General features: G+C 58.9%; 16 protein-coding genes. 7 read left to right on the forward strand and 9 right to left on the reverse strand.

Going from position 1 to position 20,290, the window contains the following annotated elements; all coding sequences use genetic code 11:
- The first annotated feature begins 118 nt into the window (after positions 1–118).
- Positions 119–1,153 (forward strand): Ldh family oxidoreductase, encoded by a 1,035-nt coding sequence (locus ACTJLA_RS18695; RefSeq protein ID WP_054897479.1) that lies wholly within the window; start codon positions 119–121, stop codon positions 1,151–1,153.
- 31 nt (positions 1,154–1,184) lie between these two features.
- Here ACTJLA_RS18695 and ACTJLA_RS18700 read toward each other — a convergent pair whose 3' ends face one another.
- Complete coding sequence (locus ACTJLA_RS18700) at positions 1,185–1,505, reverse strand: DUF883 family protein (protein WP_019817806.1); 321 nt, start codon at positions 1,503–1,505, stop codon at positions 1,185–1,187.
- A 164-nt stretch (positions 1,506–1,669) separates the two neighbouring features.
- On the opposite strand from ACTJLA_RS18700, the gene ACTJLA_RS18705 reads away from it, so the two are divergent.
- Positions 1,670–1,924 (forward strand): hypothetical protein, encoded by a 255-nt coding sequence (locus ACTJLA_RS18705; protein ID WP_003190904.1) that lies wholly within the window; start codon positions 1,670–1,672, stop codon positions 1,922–1,924.
- On the opposite strand, the gene ACTJLA_RS18710 is transcribed toward ACTJLA_RS18705, so the two are convergent.
- Entirely contained in the window at positions 1,896–2,816 is a 921-nt protein-coding gene (locus ACTJLA_RS18710; RefSeq protein ID WP_127881344.1) for a LysR family transcriptional regulator, read from the reverse strand. The two genes, ACTJLA_RS18705 and ACTJLA_RS18710, sit on opposite strands and share 29 nt — an antisense overlap.
- A gap of 91 nt (positions 2,817–2,907) precedes the next feature.
- On the opposite strand from ACTJLA_RS18710, the gene ACTJLA_RS18715 reads away from it, so the two are divergent.
- Complete coding sequence (locus tag ACTJLA_RS18715) at positions 2,908–3,834, forward strand: carbon-nitrogen hydrolase family protein (protein WP_314543971.1); 927 nt, start codon at positions 2,908–2,910, stop codon at positions 3,832–3,834.
- A 117-nt stretch (positions 3,835–3,951) separates the two neighbouring features.
- Here ACTJLA_RS18715 and ACTJLA_RS18720 read toward each other — a convergent pair whose 3' ends face one another.
- Positions 3,952–4,413, reverse strand: a complete 462-nt coding sequence (locus tag ACTJLA_RS18720; RefSeq protein ID WP_003190908.1) for an LEA type 2 family protein — start codon at positions 4,411–4,413, stop codon at positions 3,952–3,954.
- Between the two features lie 12 nt (positions 4,414–4,425).
- Positions 4,426–5,856 carry a nucleobase:cation symporter-2 family protein gene (locus tag ACTJLA_RS18725; RefSeq protein WP_440841842.1) on the reverse strand — a complete coding sequence of 477 codons (1,431 nt, stop codon included), beginning with the start codon at positions 5,854–5,856 and terminating at the stop codon, positions 4,426–4,428.
- Between the two features lie 233 nt (positions 5,857–6,089).
- Between ACTJLA_RS18725 and ACTJLA_RS18730 the strand changes: the two genes are divergently transcribed.
- A complete protein-coding gene (locus tag ACTJLA_RS18730; protein ID WP_034127704.1) occupies positions 6,090–7,715 on the forward strand; it encodes a methyl-accepting chemotaxis protein in 1,626 nt (541 codons plus the stop codon).
- A 534-nt stretch (positions 7,716–8,249) separates the two neighbouring features.
- Here the strand turns inward: ACTJLA_RS18730 and ACTJLA_RS18735 are convergent.
- From ACTJLA_RS18735 to ACTJLA_RS18755, 5 genes are all read right to left on the reverse strand, one after another.
- A complete protein-coding gene (locus tag ACTJLA_RS18735) occupies positions 8,250–9,227 on the reverse strand; it encodes a D-glycerate dehydrogenase (RefSeq protein ID WP_314543966.1) in 978 nt (325 codons plus the stop codon).
- A complete protein-coding gene (locus ACTJLA_RS18740; protein WP_054897474.1) occupies positions 9,224–10,516 on the reverse strand; it encodes an MFS transporter in 1,293 nt (430 codons plus the stop codon). Before ACTJLA_RS18740 ends, ACTJLA_RS18735 begins: the two co-directional genes overlap by 4 nt.
- A 45-nt stretch (positions 10,517–10,561) precedes the next feature.
- Positions 10,562–11,503: a sugar kinase gene (locus ACTJLA_RS18745; RefSeq protein ID WP_440841844.1), complete on the reverse strand. Its 942-nt coding sequence runs from the start codon at positions 11,501–11,503 to the stop codon at positions 10,562–10,564.
- Complete coding sequence (locus tag ACTJLA_RS18750; protein WP_314543957.1) at positions 11,496–12,278, reverse strand: AP endonuclease; 783 nt, start codon at positions 12,276–12,278, stop codon at positions 11,496–11,498. Before ACTJLA_RS18750 ends, ACTJLA_RS18745 begins: the two co-directional genes overlap by 8 nt.
- A 95-nt stretch (positions 12,279–12,373) precedes the next feature.
- Positions 12,374–13,453, reverse strand: coding sequence for a LacI family DNA-binding transcriptional regulator (locus ACTJLA_RS18755; protein WP_314543955.1), 1,080 nt, complete (start codon positions 13,451–13,453; stop codon positions 12,374–12,376).
- 248 nt (positions 13,454–13,701) lie between these two features.
- On the opposite strand from ACTJLA_RS18755, the gene ACTJLA_RS18760 reads away from it, so the two are divergent.
- From ACTJLA_RS18760 to ACTJLA_RS18770, 3 genes are all read left to right on the forward strand, one after another.
- The gene (locus ACTJLA_RS18760) at positions 13,702–15,651 is read left to right on the forward strand and encodes a hypothetical protein (protein ID WP_054897471.1); all 1,950 of its coding nucleotides are present in this window, start codon (positions 13,702–13,704) and stop codon (positions 15,649–15,651) included.
- A 154-nt stretch (positions 15,652–15,805) separates the two neighbouring features.
- Positions 15,806–17,800, forward strand: coding sequence for a hypothetical protein (locus tag ACTJLA_RS18765; RefSeq protein ID WP_200582857.1), 1,995 nt, complete (start codon positions 15,806–15,808; stop codon positions 17,798–17,800).
- 222 nt (positions 17,801–18,022) lie between these two features.
- Positions 18,023–20,278 (forward strand): autotransporter outer membrane beta-barrel domain-containing protein, encoded by a 2,256-nt coding sequence (locus ACTJLA_RS18770; protein WP_314543949.1) that lies wholly within the window; start codon positions 18,023–18,025, stop codon positions 20,276–20,278.
- The last annotated feature ends 12 nt before the right edge of the window (positions 20,279–20,290 follow it).

The raw sequence follows: 20,290 nt of genomic DNA on the forward strand, positions 1-20,290 counted from the left end.
GCAAGGCGGTAAATATTCAGCGCTGCGCACGTTGACAACGCAGAGCGTGCGTGGTGTTTAATCGAGGGTCTGGATGTCCCATTCGTTGCCCCTTCCAATCATAAAAACGGAGCTTCAAATGTCTGCGCAGTCGACAGTTGCCACCGCTTGTGCCTCGATCCGCTTTGCTGAACTGGTGGAGTTACTTCAACAGGTCTTCGTCCGGCACGGCACATCGCCGCAGGTTGCTGCGATTCTTGCGCACAACTGCGCAAGTGCCGAGCGTGACGGTGCCCACAGTCACGGTATTTTTCGCATCCCCGGTTACCTTTCGACGCTGGCCAGTGGATGGGTCAACGGCACCGCCGTCCCCAGCGTGACCGATGTGGCCTCAGGCTTTGTGCGCGTCGACGCGGGCAATGGTTTTGCCCAGCCGGCCCTGGCAGCGGCGCGCCCGTTGCTGGTGGAGAAGGCACGCAGCGCCGGCATCGCGTTGCTGGCGATCCATAACTCCCATCACTTTGCAGCCCTGTGGCCGGACGTCGAGCCGTTTGCCGAGGACGGGCTGGTGGCACTCAGCGTGGTCAACAGCATGACCTGTGTGGTGCCCCACGGCGCGGATCGCCCGTTGTTCGGCACCAACCCTATCGCGTTTGCGGCACCACGGGCCGACGGTGCGCCGATTGTGTTTGACCTGGCCACCAGCGCCATGGCCCATGGCGACGTGCAAATCGCCGCACGCAAAGGCGAGCGGTTGCCACCGGGCATGGGCGTCGATAGCCTCGGTCAGCCGACCCAGGACCCTAAAGCCATTCTGGAAGGCGGCGCACTGTTGCCATTTGGCGGGCACAAGGGTTCGGCACTGTCGATGATGGTCGAGTTGCTGGCGGCAGCGTTGACGGGCGGCAACTTCTCTTTTGAATTCGATTGGACGGACCACCCAGGCGCGCGTACGCCGTGGACAGGCCAGCTTCTGATCGTGATCGACCCGAGTAAAACCGCAGGGCAAAGCTTCGCCCAACGCAGCCAGGAGCTGGTGCGGCAGATGCATGCGGCGGGGTTGCGTCGATTGCCGGGGGACCGACGCCATCGTACGCGGGCGAAGTCGCAGGAAACCGGGATCGAACTGGACGCGCAGGCGTTGCGCGAGTTGAGGGCGTTGGCGACGGGGTGAAACAGGCTGCGCGATGCGCAGCCTAAATGGATCAGTTACGGCGACCCAGCAACAGGCCGACCACCAGGCCAAAGCCTGCGGAAATGGCCACGGTCTGCCATGGGTGCCCACCGATGTAAGTCTCGGTGGCATCCACAACCGGCTTGCTGCGTTCACGCACGTTGGACACCGATTCCAGGGCTTGCTTGAGTTTGATGGCAACCTGCTCGCGCAGGGTTTCACCTTCCTCGCCCACCAGGGATGCGCTGCTTTTAAGCAGTTTGTCCGACTCTTCGATCAATGCGCTCAGTTCGCTGAACGCTTGGTCCTTGATTTGATCTTCGACAGCTTGGGCGGCGGTTTTGCGGGCCATTGAGTGACTCCTTGCAGGTGGATGTGGCAGTGAACAATGGAGTATCGGGCGGTGGCAAAAGTTGCAGTTTTTTTGCCGGCGCGCTCATCCGAGGCAAAATCCGGATCGGGAACTTTGGGCCTACAGTGTAAGATGTCACCTATTTGTGCAGCAGGTAATTCAACATGAGCTTCAATCTCGCCAACAAGACCCTCGCCGAACGCGCCGAGCTGGAAGATGAAAAGTCGCGCCTCTACGACCTGTGGCAAACCAACCTGGGCAAGGCCAAAGGCGAAGCCGCGCGCTTGTTCGGTGAGCGCGCCAAACGCAAGGGCAAGTGGGCCGAATGGGTACGTGCCGAACTCGATGGCATGTCGCCGCCGGAGTTTTCCAACATGGTGCGCAGTGAAGTCAACAAGCTGATGGCTGCGGCAAAGTAAAGCACGCCACAATCGCTTCGCGCACCTTGAGCAGCAACGGGTCCAACTGAGCCTGGGTGCGCCAGCCCAACTCCACCGGGTAATGCGGTAGCGCCAGCGGGCAGGGCAGCACGCGCAGGCCGGTCATTTGCGCAATGGCGTGGGCCGCATGCCCGGGAATGGTTGCTACTGCGGTGCTGCCTTTGAGCAGATACGGCAACGCGGCAAAGTGGCTGGTGGACGCGCACACGTGGCGGCGCAGCCCGTGCGCCGCCAAGCCTTCATCGGTAATGCCGATAAACCCGCCTGACGACACCAATACATGTTCCCGTGTGACAAACCCTTGCAGGTCGATAGTCTCCTCGCCCGGCGCCAGGCTATGGGGGTCTACCAGGCAACGATAGTCACCTTCCCCCAGCACCTGTCGGCTCAGCCTGCGCTCGGTAAAACCGCCGGCGGTAATGGCCAGGTCCAGCGTGCGGTCGAGCAGGGCGGCGGCGACGATCTGGCTGTAGGTCTGGCGAAAGATCACCCGTAGCTTGGGCAGGCGCAGTGCGATGGCCTCCATCAGGCTTCGGCCATAGGCAATCTCGAAGTCATCTGACAGCCCCAGCACCACCGAGCGGCCCTCGTAGTGCAGGTTTTGCGGGCTGATCATCGCCAGGCTCTGGCGGCAGCGATCCAATGCCTCACTGATCACCGGTTTCAACTGGTTGGCACGCAATGTGGGCGCCAGGCCGCGTCCGGTGCGCACGAACAAAGGGTCACCATACAGCTCGCGCAAACGCCGCAAGCCCGCGCTGATCGCCGACTGCGTCACGCCCAAACGCAGCGCCGCACGGCTGGCACTGGACTCGTCGTGCAGGGCTTCGAAGGTTTTGAGCAGGTTCAGGTCAACCTGGGCGATATTCATTTGGCTCATATCATTTAGCACTGAGGTGGGCTTTATTCATGATCGAGTCTGGCCGGAGAATGGGCAACCCCTATCTATCGGAGTGAGCCTGATGCCCGTATCGACTGTCGCAGCCCTGCAAATCGGCGCCTTGCCTGGCGGCAAGGCTGAAACCCTGGCGCAGATCCTGGCCTATGAGGATCAAATCCAGCGCAGTGGCGCGCACTTGGTGGTCATGCCCGAGGCGTTGCTGGGCGGCTATCCCAAGGGCGAAAGCTTTGGCACGCAATTGGGTTATCGCCTGCCCGAGGGCCGGGAAGCCTTTGCACGGTATTTTGCCAATGCCATTGACGTGCCGGGGCCAGAAACCGAGGCGCTGGCCGGGATGTCGGCGCGTACCGGTGCCAGCCTGGTGCTGGGCGTGATCGAACGCAGTGGCACCACGCTGTACTGCACGGTGTTGTATTTCGAACCCTCGGGCGGCCTGGTGGCCAAGCACCGCAAGCTGATGCCGACCGGCACCGAGCGGCTTATCTGGGGCAAGGGCGACGGCTCGACCCTGCCGGTGATCGACACCGCGGTGGGGCGTATCGGCGGCGCGGTGTGCTGGGAAAACATGATGCCGTTGCTGCGCACCGCGATGTATGCCAAGGGCGTTCAGGTGTGGTGTGCACCCACCGTGGACGAGCGCGACATGTGGCATGTGAGCATGCGCCATATTGCCCATGAAGGGCGTTGCTTTGTGGTCAGCGCCTGCCAGGTGCAGGCATCGCCCGAGGCCTTGGGTGTGGAGGTTGCCAACTGGCCGGTGGACCGTCCGTTGATTGCCGGCGGCAGCGTGATCGTCGGGCCCATGGGCGATATTTTGGCGGGGCCGTTAGTGGGCGAGGCGGGGTTGTTGACGGCGCAGATCGATACTGATCAGTTGGTGCGGGCCCGCTACGACTACGACGTAGTGGGGCATTACGCCCGGCCGGATATTTTTGAATTAGTGGTGGACGAGCGCGCCAAGCCAGGCGTTCGCTGTATCACTGACTAAACGCAATCAACCTGTGGGAGCTGACTTGCCTGCGATAGCGGCGTGTCATTCAATTCATCAGTTACTGACGCACCGCCATCGCAGGCAAGCCAGCTCCCACATTTGGTTTTCAGCCACTTACCAGGTGGCGGTGTTCGGCAAGTCCAGGGTGCCACGCTCTACAAAGCGCATGGTGCCAAACAGGCCTCCCGCCAGTTTGCCGCGCAGCACGTAGGGCAGGTTGTTCAGGCTTTGGGTCTGGCTCAGGCCCAGGGTCTGGCGCAACACCGAAAACGCCGAAACGCTGACCGGCACCATCAGTACGGTTTCAGAAAAGCGTGGGATGCTGCCAGCCTGATCGCTGACGCCAGAAGCGAGTGGCCGGCCATTGACCTCCAGGTCCAGGGCCACGCCGTTGTAGTCGATTGCCGCTTCATTGGGGTTTTGCACCCGCAGTTTCACGGCAAAACGCACTTCCAGGTCCTGGCTTTGCAGCGGCTCGATGCCCACCACATTGATGTTCACCGGGTCGCGGTTGGGAAACAGTGCACAGGCGCTCAAGGTCAGCAGCAACAGCGATAGAACCATGAGCTTGCGCATAAAGAAATGCTCCTACTTTTGGGTGACGTCCGGGTCCTGCATGACCTTGAGGGTAGAGGACTCCGGCTCGAATTCATCTTCTTCCAGCTCTATGAACTCTTCGGGCAGGAAAATGTTCAGCAGGATTGCACAGAATGCACCCACGGTGATCGGCGATTCGAAGATGTTGTGCAGCGCCTTGGGCAGCTCGCGCAGCACTTCGGGCACCGCGGCGACGCCCAGGCCCATGCCTAGGGAAATTGCCACGATCAGCACATTACGCCGATGCAGGCCCGCTTCGGCGAGGATCTTGATCCCGGCCACGGCCACGGTGCCGAACATGATCAGGGTCGCACCGCCGAGTACGGGTTTGGGCATCAGTTGCAGCACCGCGCCGATCATCGGGAACAACCCCAGCAGCACCAGCAGGCCAGCAATGAAGTACGCCACGTAGCGGCTGGCCACGCCGGTCAATTGGATCACGCCGTTGTTCTGGGCAAAGGTCACCATCGGCAGGCTGTTGAAGGTGGCGGCCATCGCGGAGTTGAGGCCGTCGGCCAGCAGGCCGGACTTGATGCGCTTGATATACAGCGGGCCCTTGACCGGTTGCTGGGAAATCATCGAGTTGGCGGTCAGGTCACCGGCGGCTTCCAGGGGCGAAATCAGGAAGATCACCGCCACCGGGATAAACGCCACCCAGTCGAACGAGAAACCATACTTGAACGGCACCGGCACGCTGATCAGCGGCACCTGGGGCAGGGCGGCCATGTCGATGCGACCCAGCAGCCACGCCACTACGAAGCCCAGGGTCAGGCCGATCACGATCGAACCCAGGCGCAGGAACGGGTTGTTGAAGCGGTTGAGTACCACGATGGTCAGCAGCACCAAGGCCGCCAGGCCCATGTTGCCTGCGGCGCCCAGGTCGCTGGCGCCATAGCCGCCAGCCATGTCGGTGACTGCCACCTTGATCAGTGACAAGCCCATCAAAGTGATGATGGTGCCGGTCACCACCGGGGTGATCAGTTTGCGCAGTTTGCCGATGAACTGGCTGAGCACCACTTCGATAAACGCCGCGAAAAAGCAGATGCCAAAGATCGTCGAGAGGATTTCATCGGTGCCGCCGCCCCGAGCCTTGACCATGAACCCAGCGCTCAAAATCACGCTGATAAAGGAAAAACTGGTGCCTTGCAGGCACAACAGCCCCGAACCCACCGGCCCGAAAGTGCGCGCCTGCACAAAGGTGCCAAGCCCCGAGACAAACAGCGCCATGCTCACCAGGTACGGCACTTCGCTTTCCAGCCCCAGTACGCCGCCGACGATCAGGGTGGGCGTGATGATGCCGACAAAACTCGCCAACACATGCTGCAACGCGGCAAAAATCGCGGCGGTGAAGTGCGGGCGGTCTTCGAGGCCGTACATGAGGTCGGATTTATAGCGCGGGCGGGGGGCTTGAGCGTCAGACAAAATGATGGCTCGGGTCAGAAAATGGAGGCGCAGGATGCCAGAAAGTGCCAGGCGCCTGAAGTGTAAAAAAATATTTATAAAAACCCTGCGCTAAAGCCGTGGCCCAGCCGATATCAAGCATAGGCCCACACTACAACGACAACAGTGGTGACCAAGGTCTGGGCAGCGCGTTGACGCTGACGGATCGTTTCGCGGCAAGGATGCTCGCAAACACTACTTCTGAGAGCAGCCCTATGTCCCTCCGTCACCTGAATATTGCCCCTCGTGCGTTTATCGGTTTTGCCTTCATTGCGGTTCTAGTGGTGCTGTTGGGCGTGTTTGCGGTCAACCGTATGACGCAAATGCGCCAATCCTCCCAGGACATGAGCGCGAACCAGCTGCCCAGCATGACTCACCTGGGCACCATCACCGAAAACGTGCTGCGCATGCGCATCCTGTCGTTTCGCGTGCTGGTCAACCGCGAGCCTGCCGCCCTGCAGGAAGCCGAGACGCGCATTGGCGTGCTGGCTGACAAGGTCAAGACCGCCCAGGCCAAATACGCCACGCTGCCTGCGGGCGCGGAGGAGGCTGCGCTGTACAAAGCCTTCGGCGTCACCCTGGACAACTACCTCAAAGCCCAGGCCGAGATGGTGGCATTGTCCAAGCAGGGCAAGGTCGATGAGATGCGCGCTCTGATCAACAGCCGTATCAAGGACGGCACTGACCAGATGGGCGAGCAACTGAACAAGCTGATCGCCATCAATGCGGCCGACGCCAAGCAGGCCGACGAGGATGCCGGGCAAAGCTACGAGGGCGCGATCACCGGCGTGGTGGCGGTCTCCGTGGTGGCGGCATTGCTCACCGTGCTGCTGGCCTGGTTGCTGACCCGCAGCATCGTGACCCCGCTGCGCAAGGCCGTGGAAGTGGCCGAGACCATCGCCGCCGGCAACCTCAGCAAAACCATCGAGGACGATGGCAAGGACGAACCGGCGCGGTTGCTCAGTGCGCTGTCGACCATGCAAGCCAGCCTGCGCCAGACTATCCAGCACATCGCGGGTTCGGCCACGCAACTGGCTTCGGCGGCGGAAGAGCTGAGCGCGGTCACCGAGGAGGCCTCCCGTGGCCTGCAACAGCAGAACAATGAAATCGACCAGGCCGCCACGGCCGTCAATGAGATGACGGCGGCAGTGGAGGAGGTGGCGCGTAACGCGGTTTCCACCTCCGAGGCGTCCGGGCAGTCCAACCAGGCGGCGCGGGAAGGCCGTGATCGGGTGATGGAAACTGTCGGCGCGATCCAGACCATGACTCAGGACGTGCAGAACACTTCCGCGATGATCGAGGGCCTGGCCGCTCAGGGCCGGGATATCGGCAAGGTGCTGGATGTGATCCGCGCGATTGCCGAGCAAACCAACCTGCTGGCGCTCAACGCAGCGATTGAAGCCGCCCGTGCCGGCGAGGCCGGAAGGGGCTTTGCGGTGGTCGCCGATGAAGTGCGCGCCCTGGCCCATCGCACCGCGCAGTCGACCCAGGAAATCGAGAAAATGGTCGCCGGCATCCAGAACGGTACCGGGGAGGCGGTGCAGTCCATGCAACAGAGCAACCAGCGCAGCCAGAGCACCCTGGAAATGGCACGTGCAGCCGGCGCCTCACTGGAGCAGATCACTGCGTCTATCAGCCTGATCAACGAACGCAACCTGGTGATTGCCAGCGCTTCGGAAGAACAGGCCCAGGTCTCCCGCGAGGTGGACCGCAACCTGGTCAACATCCGCGACCTGGCCACCCAGTCGGCGGCGGGCGCCAACCAGACCAGCGCGGCCAGCCATGAACTGTCGAGGCTGGCGGTGGATTTGAATGGGATGGTGGCCAGGTTCGTCGTCTAACTGCTGCCACAACACCCTGTGGGAGCTGGCTTGCCTGCGATAGCAATCTTACAGTCGGCACATCATGGATTGGCTTACCGCTATCGCAGCATAGGGATCTACACAACTTGGGCCGGTGCTGGACCTGTGGCGAGGGCGCTTGCTCCCGTGACGGACTGACAGCCGACGCTGATCTAACTGACGCGCCGCAATCCAAATGTGGGAGCTGGCTTGCCTGCGATGGCAGCCTTACAGCCGACCAGGATGTTGGATCTGACCGCGTACATATCCGTTCCTGCGGTAACGGCCACCGATGGTTCCGCTCTTACAGCGGGTCACTTTTGGAAAGGCCCAAAAGTAACCAAAAGGCCTTCGCCCCACCACTCGGCACCTCGCCTGCGTTCGGCCAGCGTGGTTTGACGGGGCGCTTCAGATCAAAAGCCAGATCAAGAGCGGCTCGCTTAGCATCGTGGTTACCGTCGATCGCTTCAGAGTTGTGTAGATACCTATGGCTATCGCAGGCAAGCCAGCTTCCACCTTTGCTCTTGTGTTGTGTCAGTGCCGCCATGCCCCTGGATTCACCAGGTTTACCGGCTTTTCGCCAGCCAATGCCGTCAGGAGATTCTCCACCGCACACTTGGCCATCGCCTCCCGCGTCTCATGGGTGGCCGAACCAATATGCGGCGTGGCTACCACATTGTTCAACCGCAACAACGGCGACGCGTGATCCAGCGGCTCCTTCTCAAACACATCCAACCCCGCCGCGCGGATAGTGCGTTGCTGCAACGCCTGCACCAGCGCCGCCTCGTCCACCACCTTGCCTCGGGAGATATTGATAAAAATCGTCTCCGGCCCCATCAGCGCGAATTCCTCGGCGCCAATCAACTTCTCGGTCTCAGCGGTCAACGGCAGGGTCAGGCAGACAAAATCAGCCTCTTTGAGCAAGTCCTGCAAGCTGCGGTACTGCGCGCCAAAGCGCGCTTCAACCGCCGGCTTGGGTGAGTGGCTGTGGTAGATCACTGGCATGCCGAAGCCACAATGCCCGCGTTGGGCCAGGGCTTCGCCGATGCGGCCCATGCCGATAATGCCCAGGCTCTTGCCATGTACATCGCTGCCAAAATGCGCCGGGCCGATATTTTTGTTCCATTGGCCGGCGCGCACCATGTCGGCCAGCTCGACCACGCGCCGGGCGGTGGCCAGGATCAGCGCAAAGCCGGTGTCGGCGGTGGTTTCGGTGAGTACGTCCGGGGTGTTGCTGAGCAGGATGCCGCGTTGGGTCAGGTAATCGATATCGTAGTTGTCGACGCCCACCGAGACGCTGGCCACTGCTTCCAGCTTGGGTGCCAGGTCGAGCAACTGGGCATCCAGGCGCAGGCTTGCACCCAGCAGGCCGTGGGCGGTGGGGAGGGCATCGCGCAGCTTGGCCAGGCCGGTTTCATCCAGTGCGTCAATCAGCGTGACGTCGACCTGTTCGTGCAGGCGAGCCATGAGCGGCGTGGACAGTTTTTTGTACAGCACGACAGATTTTTTCATGAGGTTTTTACCTTCAACTCCAGGGTTGGCGTCGGCGAGCGGTCACTGGCGCCGGGCTTGAGGAAAATCGTCAGCACCACGGAAAGCAGCAGCGCGCCGCTCATCAGCAGGTACGAAGCGCCGGGCGAGCCGGTGCTGCTGTTGAGGTAGCCCACCAGGTACGAGCCACCGAACGAGCCCAGGGCGCCCATGCTGTTGATCAGCGCCATGGCACCACCGGCGACGTTGGCCGGGAGGATTTCCGGGACGATGGCGAAAAACGGGCCGTAGGGTGCATACATGCAGGCCCCGGCGATCACCAGCAGGGTGTAGGACCACCAGAAGTGTTCGGCGCCCAGCACGTAGGACGCGTAGAAGGCAATCGACGCAATCAATAGCGGCGGCCAGACAAAACGCTTACGTTTCTGCAGCTTGTCCGAACCCCAGGACACCACGAGCATGCCAATCACCGCCGCCAGATAGGGCAGGGCCGAGAGCCAGCCGGCTTCGACCATGTCCATCTGCAAACCGGCCTTGAGGATTGATGGCAACCACAGCACGAAGCCGTACACGCCAATGCTCCAGCAGAAAAACTGCAACGCGAGAATGATCACCTTGGGCGAACGGAACGCCTCGGCGTAGTTTTTCACGGCCTTGATCCCCACCTGCTCGGCGGCGAGGGCGGTTTCCAGGCTGTGCTTTTCGGCGTCGCTCAGCCACTTGGCATCCTTGGGGCGCTCATCGGCCAGCTTCCACCAGATAAACGCCCACAACACCGCCGGCAGGCCCTCGATGATGAACATCCAGCGCCAGCTGAAATGCTGCACCAGGTAGCCCGACACCACCGACATCCACAGCATGGTGACCGGGTTGCCGAGGATCAGGAAAGTGTTGGCCCGTGAGCGTTCGGCACGGGTGAACCAGTGGCACAGGTACACCAGCATGGCCGGCATCACGGCGGCCTCGACCACCCCGAGCATGAAGCGGATGACGATCAGCATGTAGGCGTTGGACACCACGCCAGTCAGCGTCGCCAAGCCGCCCCAGAGGATCAGGCTGACGAAGATCAGTTTCTTGACGCTGCGCTTTTGCGCGTAGATCGCCCCCGGCACCTGGAAGAAAAAGTAGCCAAGGAAAAACAGCGCACCGAGCAGCGAAGACATGCCTGGCGTGATCATCAGGTCTGCGGCCATGCCGGACGCGGCGGCGAAGCCGTAGTTGGCGCGGTCGAGGTAGGCCAGGCTGTAGGTGATAAACACGATAGGCATGATGTACCACCAGCGACGGGTGGCGAGTTTCACGGTTTCCATGGGGTTGCTCCTGAGCTTGTTGTAGTTGTGGCAACAGGTAATGGGTCACGCAACGGATCGGGTGGGTAATTCAGCGCGGGTCGGCAAACCTTCCATATCGCCACGGCTCTGCACGGCGCGGCTGCCGATCCAGTTACCGCGCTGTACGGCCTCGGGGAAGCTCAAGTTTTCCAGCAGGGCGCTGATCATGCCCACGGAAAAGCCATCGCCGGCGCCCACGGTATCCACGACCTTGGCCACCGGTACGGCGGCGACAAAACCCTGGTCCATATGGGTGCGGTAATAGGCGCCCTCGGCGCCGAGCTTGATCGCCACGGCTTCGGCGCCCTGGTCGAGATAGAACGCGGCGATGTCTTCCGGGTCGTCAAAACCGGTCAGCAGGCGACCTTCGCCCAGGCCCGGCAGGACCCAGTCGGCCAAAGCAGCCAGCGCATTGATTTCGCGGATCATCTGCGCCTGGCTGGCCCACAGGGACGGGCGCAGGTTCGGGTCGAACGACACACTGCGTCCGGCCTTGCGCATTTGGGTCATCAGCTCGAACGACAGTGCGCGAGTGGCATCGGACAGCGCTGGCGGAATGCCGGTGGCGTGCAGATGGCGGGCTTGCAGCAGCGTCGGGTGGATGGCATCGATGGACAGGTGGCTGGCCGCCGAGCCCTTGCGAAAATACTCCACTTGAGGGTCGGCGCCGGCTTCTTCCCGAGACTTGAGTTGAAAGCCGGTGGGGTGCAGTGGGTCGACGGCCACATGGCGGCAATCGAGCCCCTCTTTGCTAAGGGTATCGACCACAAAACGCCCGAGGGAGTCGTTACCCACGCGGCTCAGCCAGGCCACGTTGAACCCCAGGCGCGACAGGCCGATGGCGACGTTGCTGTCGGCGCCGGCAATGCGTTTGTGAAACTGCCCGACCTGCGCCAGGTCGCCGGTCTGTTCGGCGACAAACATCGCCATGGTTTCGCCAAACGACAGGATATCGAGCTCAGACATGGGCGTTCTCCACATGGGGTTGGCCAAGGCGGGCCAGGATCGCGACCTGTTGCGCGGTGACTTCGATCAGGTCATCGCCCTGCAACGGAAATTCCACTGCCCGGGTAATACCTTGAGTCATGTGTTTAAGCAGTTGTTCCCACAGATGCAGGTCGGTGGCGCCCGGCGGCAAGGCGACGAGCTTGCCATCGGCGCGACGGGCCACGGCCTTGCAGTGCAGGTAATCCACATGCCGGCCCAGCAACCGCGCAGCAGTGAGCGCGGACTGGTCTTGCCACTGCCAGTTACCGATATCGAAGGTCATTTTCACCGGCAGGCCCAGGCGTTCGACTTCGGCAAAAAACCGTTGCATCGGTTCAATGCGCCCACCGTGCAGGGTCTGGTCGTTTTCCACCAGCAGCTTGACCGGGTGGCGATTGAGCAGGGCGTGCAGGCTCTCCAGATCGTTGGTGTCGGTGAAATAACCCAGGGACACCTTCAACCAGCCCGAGCCAAAAGCCTGGGCGCGGTCCAGGGTAGCGGCCAGCTCGGCATTGGGCTGGGCTCGGCCGGCGACCCAGAGTTCCAGGGGCGAGGAAAACACGCTGTCCAGGCCTTTCGCGGCAGCGGCCTGGGCCAGGGTGGCGGGGTGTTCTTCGGTCAGCAGCTCCTCACGCCATTCAATGCGCTGGGCACCGGCAGCGCAGAGCAGCGCGACAAAACTCAATTGGCCCTGCTGGCGAACCAGGTCGGCGCCGTAGCTGGAAAGGCTGATGGAGACGGGGTATTTATGCATTGTTGTTTACCTCTGAAACCGGTTTCATTTTTATCAACAAGAACACACTGACTGTTTGTGGCGAGAGAGCTTGCTCCCGTTTGACTGCGCAGCAGTCACCGGCTCTTGGCGGCGCTTCGCACCGCAGCGGGAGCAAGCTCCCTCGCCACAGTAAAGCCAGGGTCATAAGGGGGCGTCGAGCCGCGGATAATCAGCTCGGGTAAAAAATCCAGGGTGCGGGTGGGGGCGGTATCGCCGCGCAGGCGCTTGAGCAAACAGTCGAAGGCGCTGGCGCCAATCGCTTGCGTCGGTTGGGCGAGGGCGGTGATGCCGTTGCCCACCAGCGGGTACCAGTCCAGATCATCCAGGGCGATCAAGCCCACCTCGCCGAACAGGTCGCAGCCCAGCGCCTTGAGCACCCGGGTGCAGGCCAGTGCGGCCACGCCGTTGGCGCAAAACAGTGCCTTGGGGCCAGGTTTGGCGAGAAAGGCTTGCAGACGCTTTTCCAGGTTGCCATCCAGTTCAACCACGGCGCCTGTCAACGCCGGGCGCTTGGCAATTTCGTGATTGAAACTCTCCAGGCGCTCCAAACGTGAACTGGTGCCGTCGGTGGTCTCGCTTACGAGCAGCAAGTCGCGGTAACCCTGCTGCTCAAGGTGTTCCACCGCCATGTGCACCGCCGCCGGGTTATCCAGGCCCACCAGGTCGCTGCGCAGCGGCTCGACCTTGCGGTCCACCAGCACCAGAGGCATTTCCCGCTGCAGTTCCAGCAGTTGGTCGAGGTGATGGCCCAGGGTGTTCACGATCAAGCCTTCGATGTTGTACGAGCGCAGCGCCGCCAGGTGTTGGCGCTCTTGCTCGTCATCACGGTCGGTGTTGCACACCACCAGGCTGTAGCCGTGCTGACGGCAGGCGGTTTCGACGCCGTGCATCACGGCAATGGAATAGGGGTTGCGGATATCGGCCACCAGCATGCCGATCAGGCGGGTGCGGCCACGTTTCAAACCACGGGCCATCTGGTTGGGGCGGTAGCCAAGCTGTTCGATGGCTTGCTCGATGCGCAGCGCGATCGCGTCGGAGAGCAGGGCGCGGTCATCGCCGATAAAACGCGACACGCTGGCTTTGGACACGCCGGCGCGTTGGGCGACGTCGAGCATGGTGACACGGGTGCGCTGGGCGGCGGAAAAAGGAGTCACGGTCGCGGGCCTTTTTTATTGGAGTTTTCTGGGCCTCAGTCGGGAATACCCGGGCTGAAACCGGTTTCAGGAAACCTCAAGTCAACCGTTTCGTCAAGCATCCGATGTGGGTGGAATCAGCTACCAAGCGACGAATGGCAGTGCCTACCTGTTAGTTCTGACAGTATTCGATACCGCAGATTGCGCGTTTAATTGGTCACAGGCACGCCTTTGGGGTGTAGGTACAAGCGGTCTGACGGGAGAGTCTGATGAGCGCTCAAAAAACCACTGGAAGTAGACTTTCACGCAACGGCATTTTCCGATTGGTCGATATAGAGGTGCCCATCCTGGATGATGCTAATCCGCCGATTCCTGAGGGTTATATACCTCATCAATATCTTGATACCGATCTTGTTGTGCGCATTCCGCAACTGTGGGATGACGCTGCGCAGGCCGGTGAATTCAATATTGTCGAAATCGTTTGGTCACGCAGCGGAGGCGAAGGTGTCCCTCCTTTCAAGGAGCGGTGGGATGGCCCCATTACCAAGCCTTTCCCTTTTTCCGTCACCGTGCCGCGCGACTATCTGGAAAATGACGGTACCGTCCGGCTGGCTTATCGGATCACCGACGAAACCGGTATACCCACAACCTCGGACTTCCGTACCCTGGTAATTGACCGGACGCCGCCAAACAATAACGTTACGCCGCCAACGCCGGCCTTCCCGGTGGGTACGATAGATGAGGACTACGCGGCCCGGCATCGCACAGTCGATTTGGTATTGTCTGCTTACCTCGGCCGGCGGGCTTATGACAGGGTTTATTATTATATTTCGGACCAAAGTCCTCCACCTGATAGTGCTCCGAGTGGCTATGTAGAGTTTCCCGACGAAAATAGCCCACTTGTTATTCCCATTCTTGTGGATTTGTTTCGCCTGTACCGCAACGGAACTCAATACGTTCACCTGCGCCTTCAAGATCGCTCCGGTAATCGAGGCCCCAGGTCCGACCAGTCGCCCGTTGAAGTCCGATTAAAGGAAGCACCCTCAGACCTCAAACCTCTTGTCATCCCTGCCATGGCAAGTGGCTTGATCAATCGGCACGATGCACGGATTGGTGTGGTGGCCAACGTTCAGTATGACAACTGGAATGCTCGCGATCTTGTCACCATTCGGTGGGGCAGTACCCTGCTTGATGCGCAGGAGGTTACCGAGATGCCGTTCGGCGCCGGTATCCCGTGGTCGAAGTTGATAGCGATGGGCATGGGGTTTGCAGAAGGTTCGGCCACCTACACCATTACACGGTACGGCAGCAATACGCCCACGTTGCCCAGCCCCCCTACGTTAATCCGTTGGGACTTCAGGGTGGCAGGGCAAGACCATATCAACGCCCCCGCGTTGCTTAACCTCGACTTGCCAACAGTGACTGTGTTTGGCGAGGGCTCGAAGACGGACAACCATATTGATATACGTGATAAGGATCAGCGCGTATATGCCAGCGTCCTGCTTTATCACCAGCCTCGTGATGGTGAGGTGTTGGAGTTGTTCTGGGGGGGCTTCCCCAGTATGGATAAGCCGGTGGCAAGTTATATTGTGGATACCGGTAGTGGCGATGCTGAAGGCGTACGCGTGACGTTCAGTGATATTCCCTGGCAGGTGATTGTCGATGCAGGGAATGATGAAAAACTACGAGTGTACTACTCGACATTCAACGGCGTTAATGAGCAGCTTTCCAATTTTACTGAAGTCATGGTCGATGTTGTACCTCCACAGGTATTAAGGCGTGTTGAGTTTCCAAGTGCCAATAGCAATATGTTTATAGGCTGTGACGCTAACCCGGCTATGTGGGATCACATACCTGTCCAGATTCTTCCGGAAACGGTCTTTCGCAAAGATGACGATCTTGTCGTGGAGTGGCAGGGCTATGAAGAGTTTGCGGGAGGGGGACAGGCGATTACATCAACTGCGGATACCCTGACGCATCGGCTGACTGAAGAAGAGGCGAAAAAAGGTTATACCTTCGAACAACGCAACTATGACGAGAAGATTAAACCCATCAAGTCACCAGATCCCCAGAGCCCGGGAAGTTCGGTGTCGGTTATCTATACGTTGTGGCGCAAAAACAGAGTGATAGGTTCCTCAAGATTACGCTATGCAAAAATTGATCGTAAAAGAGTGGGCAATATCTATTGCGGGCCGAATGGTGATGGCCCTGAAGACTAGAGGTATAAGCCGACTTGAGTAGTTGGTCGTCGATGTAAGTTGCAGCGTTTGGCAGTGGCAGCGCAACAGTTGTTCTATTTGAAACGTGTCTTTTTTCGAAGGCATGTGTTTGTTCGATTGTCTTGGTGTTACTCAGTGCAAAAGGAGAATACAGATGGCAACGTTGAGTAAGAAACAAAAGGCCGCCATTGCATCGCGCAAGGCCAATAAAGAACTGCTGTGCCAGCGCAGGGCGGGTGTGCTGGCGATGCCCCTGCCCACGTTTGATGCGTTGAATAATGATGGGTTGATTACCAAGGAGGCGTCGAAGAAACCGCTTACTGTAACCTTCGATATTGGGCAGTTTGCAGATGACGAAGGCATTGACCCGGCAATCACCAGACTCGCAGTGCATATGCGCGGTAAAGGCGCAACGAACTGGGGTGCGCCGATGCACATGGTAGACTTCAATACAGCTTCTCCTGTCCACGAGCCTATTGATCAACCGTTCACCCGTGATATTCCGGCGGCCCGTTTGGTGGAAGGGGAGCATGAGGTCGGCTATGTCATTCATGAAGGTAACTCGCAGACGGGATTGTTAAGAGGTGCTCCCCTGGAGGTCGACCTTACCCCGCCAGAAGACCCCAGGCACCCGGCAGCGCCCTTGTTCCCTGCTTATTTGGAGTCGAAAGGTGAAATTACTGAGCAGGATGTGGAGGATCACCCAGCCGGGATGGAATGTACATTTCGCGACTATCCCATCTCTCGGCGCGCCGGTGATGATATCGAAGTCTTTTTTTCATCGGAATTTTCTTCACAGCTGTCTGAGCCTATTGACACCTTTCCTGTGGACGACTCGTTGAGTTTTACGCTGCCGTGGAACCTGATTACTGGTAATAAAGGAGGGCAGAACTACTTGTTCTACCGCCTGTGGGATCTTGCAGGGAATGTCAGCAAAGACTCGGTACCTGCGCGAATTGAGTTGAACCTGACACCAGCCCCTGATCCGCAGGAAGCCTATGTGCCGTTGGCGCTTCTTCCTGGTGACGGGCTGCTTGATTTACAAGACCTTTATGAGCCGAACGGGGTTTTCATTGCTATTCCAGAATATGAAAATAATTTAACCGACATTGACGTGATCGAATTGACCATCGGCACGCAGGCTCCGGAACGTTTTGACGTTAAGCTTTATCTGCCTTTTCCGTTAATGCTGCCTGTCGGCAGTGATACTCTTTTGGCCCATTATGGTGGAGGTGCTGGCGAGATTCCCATGACCATCGACTATTTTGTTGATCGCAATGGGACATCAACCGATGCGCCTACTCACACTATTGATGTCGATTTTTCTGCGCCTGGCCCTGCTCCGGGTGAAGATCCGGAAAACAGTTTGCTCGCGCGCGTGCGGGTCTTCGGCGTTGACCCGACTAAGGAAAATGAGCTCACAGACGCTGACTTCAATAGGGACGCGACTATCGAGACCGTGCTTTGGAGCACCCCTCTTCCCGCGCCGGGTACGATAATCAAATGGTATTGGGGGGATCTGGCCCACAAGTTTGATGAGTTGACACTGACGAACGAAGGGGGCGGTGACACTCTTACGCGAACGGTGCCTTGGTCAATCATTCGTGAAGTCGGCAATAGAACGCTCCCAGTGTTCTATACGCTGGGATGGCCGACTAATGACAATACCCAGCGCTCACTTGCGCAGAATGTAGTTGTGGCGGCCAACAAAGTCGTATTGGAAGAGCCAAGGTTCGTCAAGGCGACCGCATTTTTGGCGTGTACCGACCTCAATCGAGCGACTCGCGAGGCGACGGTCAGGGTTCCTGGTAATACAGTGTATTTCCAAGAGCACATGGTCGTTCGATGCGAATTCCGCGTATTCAGTGACATTACCGGAGACACTCAGTTGGGCAATACACTGGCCCTAAGCTCGTTGCCGCTGACGCCCGATATGGTTTCCAACGGTTTCGACATAAAGATCCCCTATACGGCCCTTCGGCCAGCGGCGCGCAATTCGGTGGACTTTCACTATTTTGTGCCGATCCCGGGAGAAGGAGAGCAGCCTTCGGTAAGAGCCTGGACCCGTACACGGTTCACCGACTTGAACGGGTTTTTTTGCGAGGAGCAACCACCCACTGCATTGGAAGACGGCCTGGTAGAACAATAGACTGCGGACTGCGGGGTGCTTCGGCACCCTTCGGTTGCACTGCACGCGCTTTGCACTTTCACACAGCTAATCTCCCCATCTCTACCCTTATGTTCGGATTAATCCTACATATTAGGGTAAGCCTGATCTGTAACTTTGCGGCCTTGAATGGCCTGGCTCCACCCCTCTGGAAATAGGCCGAACAGTTCCGTTCTGGAATGCCTGTTAAATGAGTGGTGTCTTGTGAAGATCAATTCGTACTTTAAATTAAAACCCTTGGTTGCAATGATGCAGGTGCCATCTGTTGTGACCTTGTTGCTTCTGGCGCCAAATGCTCATGCTCGGTTGATCGAAAATGGCACCGAAACCATCCGGCACGATGATTATATCGATACCTTTGAATTGCAAAATGCCACGCTTAACGTCATACGGGGCTGGACGCAGGCCATTTATGCTAATGCCTCGAACCTGAATGTCAGCGCGGACAGTACGATCCTGGGGACGGTTGTCGCTCAGAACGGCTCTAATGTGGCTGTCGATAACAGTCGTGTCACTGCTTCCGGGGCTTACGAAACTGGCGTAACGCTGCTCAGCAGCACTGCGCAGATCAACGACAGTATGATTTCCAGTGCCGATTACCATGGTTTACTGGTGAGCAAATTTACAAACTCAACCGATATATCCACCGCGACGGTCAATGGCAGTGTCCTGGTGGGAGCAACCGGTGGTGCAGTTGTTACTGGTGGCAGTGCGTTGGAGTTGGTGCGCAGTCAGTCAATCGGCACGGGCGCCGACAGCTTTGGGTTGAGGTTGGAGAGCTCGGCGGCACGGGCGTCTGGGAGCAATATTTCAGGCGGACGTAACGGTATTGAAATGTCGTTTGACCGGCATGCGCCCGGGCCTAATACCCTTATCCTGGACGATTCTCATGTCACCGGTACCACAGGTGCTGCGTTGCTCGTAGACGGTGCTCGGGGCCAGGGTGCGGTGGCGAATATCGAGGTACGCAACGGTTCGACGCTCACCGGTGGTAATGGCAACTTGCTGGAAGTCAAAGGCGGCTCGACGGCGAATATGAATATCGCCAATAGCCAGCTCAAGGGCGATGTCGTTGTCAGCAGTGGTAGCCAGGCTCACCTTCAGCTCACTGATCTCGCCTCATTGACTGGCCGCCTGGAAAACGTTTCGTCGTTGAGTCTTGGCGAGCAATCCATGTGGGTCATGACCGGCAATAGCCAGGTGGGTGATTTGCGCCTTGCCGATAGCACGGTCAAGTTTGGGGATAGCGATGCGTTCTATCAACTTGACCTCAAGAGCTTGTCGGGCCAAGGCACTTTTGTCATGGGCACTGATTTCGCTCAGGGCCTGACGGACTTCCTGAATATTACGGGTGACGCAACCGGCCATCACGACCTGTTGCTTACCAGCAGCGGTACAGAACCGGTAAACCCAGGTGATGTGCATATCGTTCACACGGGTGGCGGTGACGCACAGTTTGCGCTGGTAGGCGGTAATGTGGATGTTGGGGCCTGGTCCTATGGCCTCCGGCAAGACGGTAATGATTGGTTCCTTGACCCGAATAATCGCACTGTCAGCCCAGGCACCCGGTCGGTATTGGCCTTGTTCAACACTGCACCAACCGTGTGGTATGGCGAGATGACATCTTTGCGTAGCCGCATGGGAGAGATTCGGCATAACGGCGCCGCAGCCGGTGGTTGGTTGCGTGCCTATGGCAATAAATATGAGGTCAGTGGTGGTGATGCGGGTGCCTATGAACAAAGCCAGCGCGGGTTCTCCTTGGGGGCGGATACCCCCTTGGGAGAAGGCCAATGGCTGCTGGGGGTAATGGCGGGCCATAGTACTTCTGATCTGGATCTCAGTCGGGGTACTTCGGGTAGTGTGCAGAGTTACTACGCAGGTCTGTATGCCACTTGGTTGGATGAGGAGAGTGGTTACTATTTTGACGGCGTCATCAAAGCCAACCGCTTGAACAATGATTCCACTGTCGGTTTGAGCGACGGCAGGCAAGCGAAGGGCAAATACAGTACAAATGCCTTGGGTGCGTCTGTGGAAGCGGGCCGTCATATCAAGCTGGATAATGATTTCTTTATCGAGCCTTTCGCCCAAGCGTCCGTGGTTACAGTACAAGGCAAGAGCTATAGCCTGGACAATGGTCTCAAAGCCAAGGGTAGCCACACCGACTCCGTGCAGGGCAAGTTGGGGGTGACAGTAGGCCGCGACTTTATGTTGGATGACGGCAGTATGCTTCAGCCTTACTTGCGTGGTGGCGTTGCCCACGAATTTGCCAAGAGCAACAAGGTGTCGGTCAATAACCAGACATTTGACAATAATCTGTCGGGGTCTCGTGTCGAGGTCGGCGTGGGTGTCGCCCTGACACTGTCCCAAAATATGCAATTGCATGCAGATTTTGACTACGGCCAAGGCAAGCACGTGGATCAGCCATGGGGGGCAAATTTCGGCGTGCGATATAGCTGGTAATCAGGCAGTGCC

Source organism: Pseudomonas sp. 22072 (genome assembly GCF_052046095.1).
GTDB classification, from domain to species: Bacteria; Pseudomonadota; Gammaproteobacteria; order Pseudomonadales; family Pseudomonadaceae; genus Aquipseudomonas; species Aquipseudomonas paracarnis.

Coding starts and splice junctions, on each gene's coding strand:
- ACTJLA_RS18695 (WP_054897479.1), top strand. CDS start 119: ATGTCTGCGCAGTCGACAGTTGCCACCGCTTGTGCCTCGATCCGCTTT.
- ACTJLA_RS18745 (WP_440841844.1), bottom strand. CDS start 11,503: ATGTCTGAGCTCGATATCCTGTCGTTTGGCGAAACCATGGCGATGTTT.
- ACTJLA_RS18765 (WP_200582857.1), top strand. CDS start 15,806: ATGGCAACGTTGAGTAAGAAACAAAAGGCCGCCATTGCATCGCGCAAG.
- ACTJLA_RS18740 (WP_054897474.1), bottom strand. CDS start 10,516: ATGGAAACCGTGAAACTCGCCACCCGTCGCTGGTGGTACATCATGCCT.
- ACTJLA_RS18700 (WP_019817806.1), bottom strand. CDS start 1,505: ATGGCCCGCAAAACCGCCGCCCAAGCTGTCGAAGATCAAATCAAGGAC.
- ACTJLA_RS18735 (WP_314543966.1), bottom strand. CDS start 9,227: ATGAAAAAATCTGTCGTGCTGTACAAAAAACTGTCCACGCCGCTCATG.
- ACTJLA_RS18710 (WP_127881344.1), bottom strand. CDS start 2,816: ATGAATATCGCCCAGGTTGACCTGAACCTGCTCAAAACCTTCGAAGCC.
- ACTJLA_RS18720 (WP_003190908.1), bottom strand. CDS start 4,413: ATGCGCAAGCTCATGGTTCTATCGCTGTTGCTGCTGACCTTGAGCGCC.
- ACTJLA_RS18715 (WP_314543971.1), top strand. CDS start 2,908: ATGCCCGTATCGACTGTCGCAGCCCTGCAAATCGGCGCCTTGCCTGGC.
- ACTJLA_RS18760 (WP_054897471.1), top strand. CDS start 13,702: ATGAGCGCTCAAAAAACCACTGGAAGTAGACTTTCACGCAACGGCATT.
- ACTJLA_RS18730 (WP_034127704.1), top strand. CDS start 6,090: ATGTCCCTCCGTCACCTGAATATTGCCCCTCGTGCGTTTATCGGTTTT.
- ACTJLA_RS18750 (WP_314543957.1), bottom strand. CDS start 12,278: ATGCATAAATACCCCGTCTCCATCAGCCTTTCCAGCTACGGCGCCGAC.
- ACTJLA_RS18705 (WP_003190904.1), top strand. CDS start 1,670: ATGAGCTTCAATCTCGCCAACAAGACCCTCGCCGAACGCGCCGAGCTG.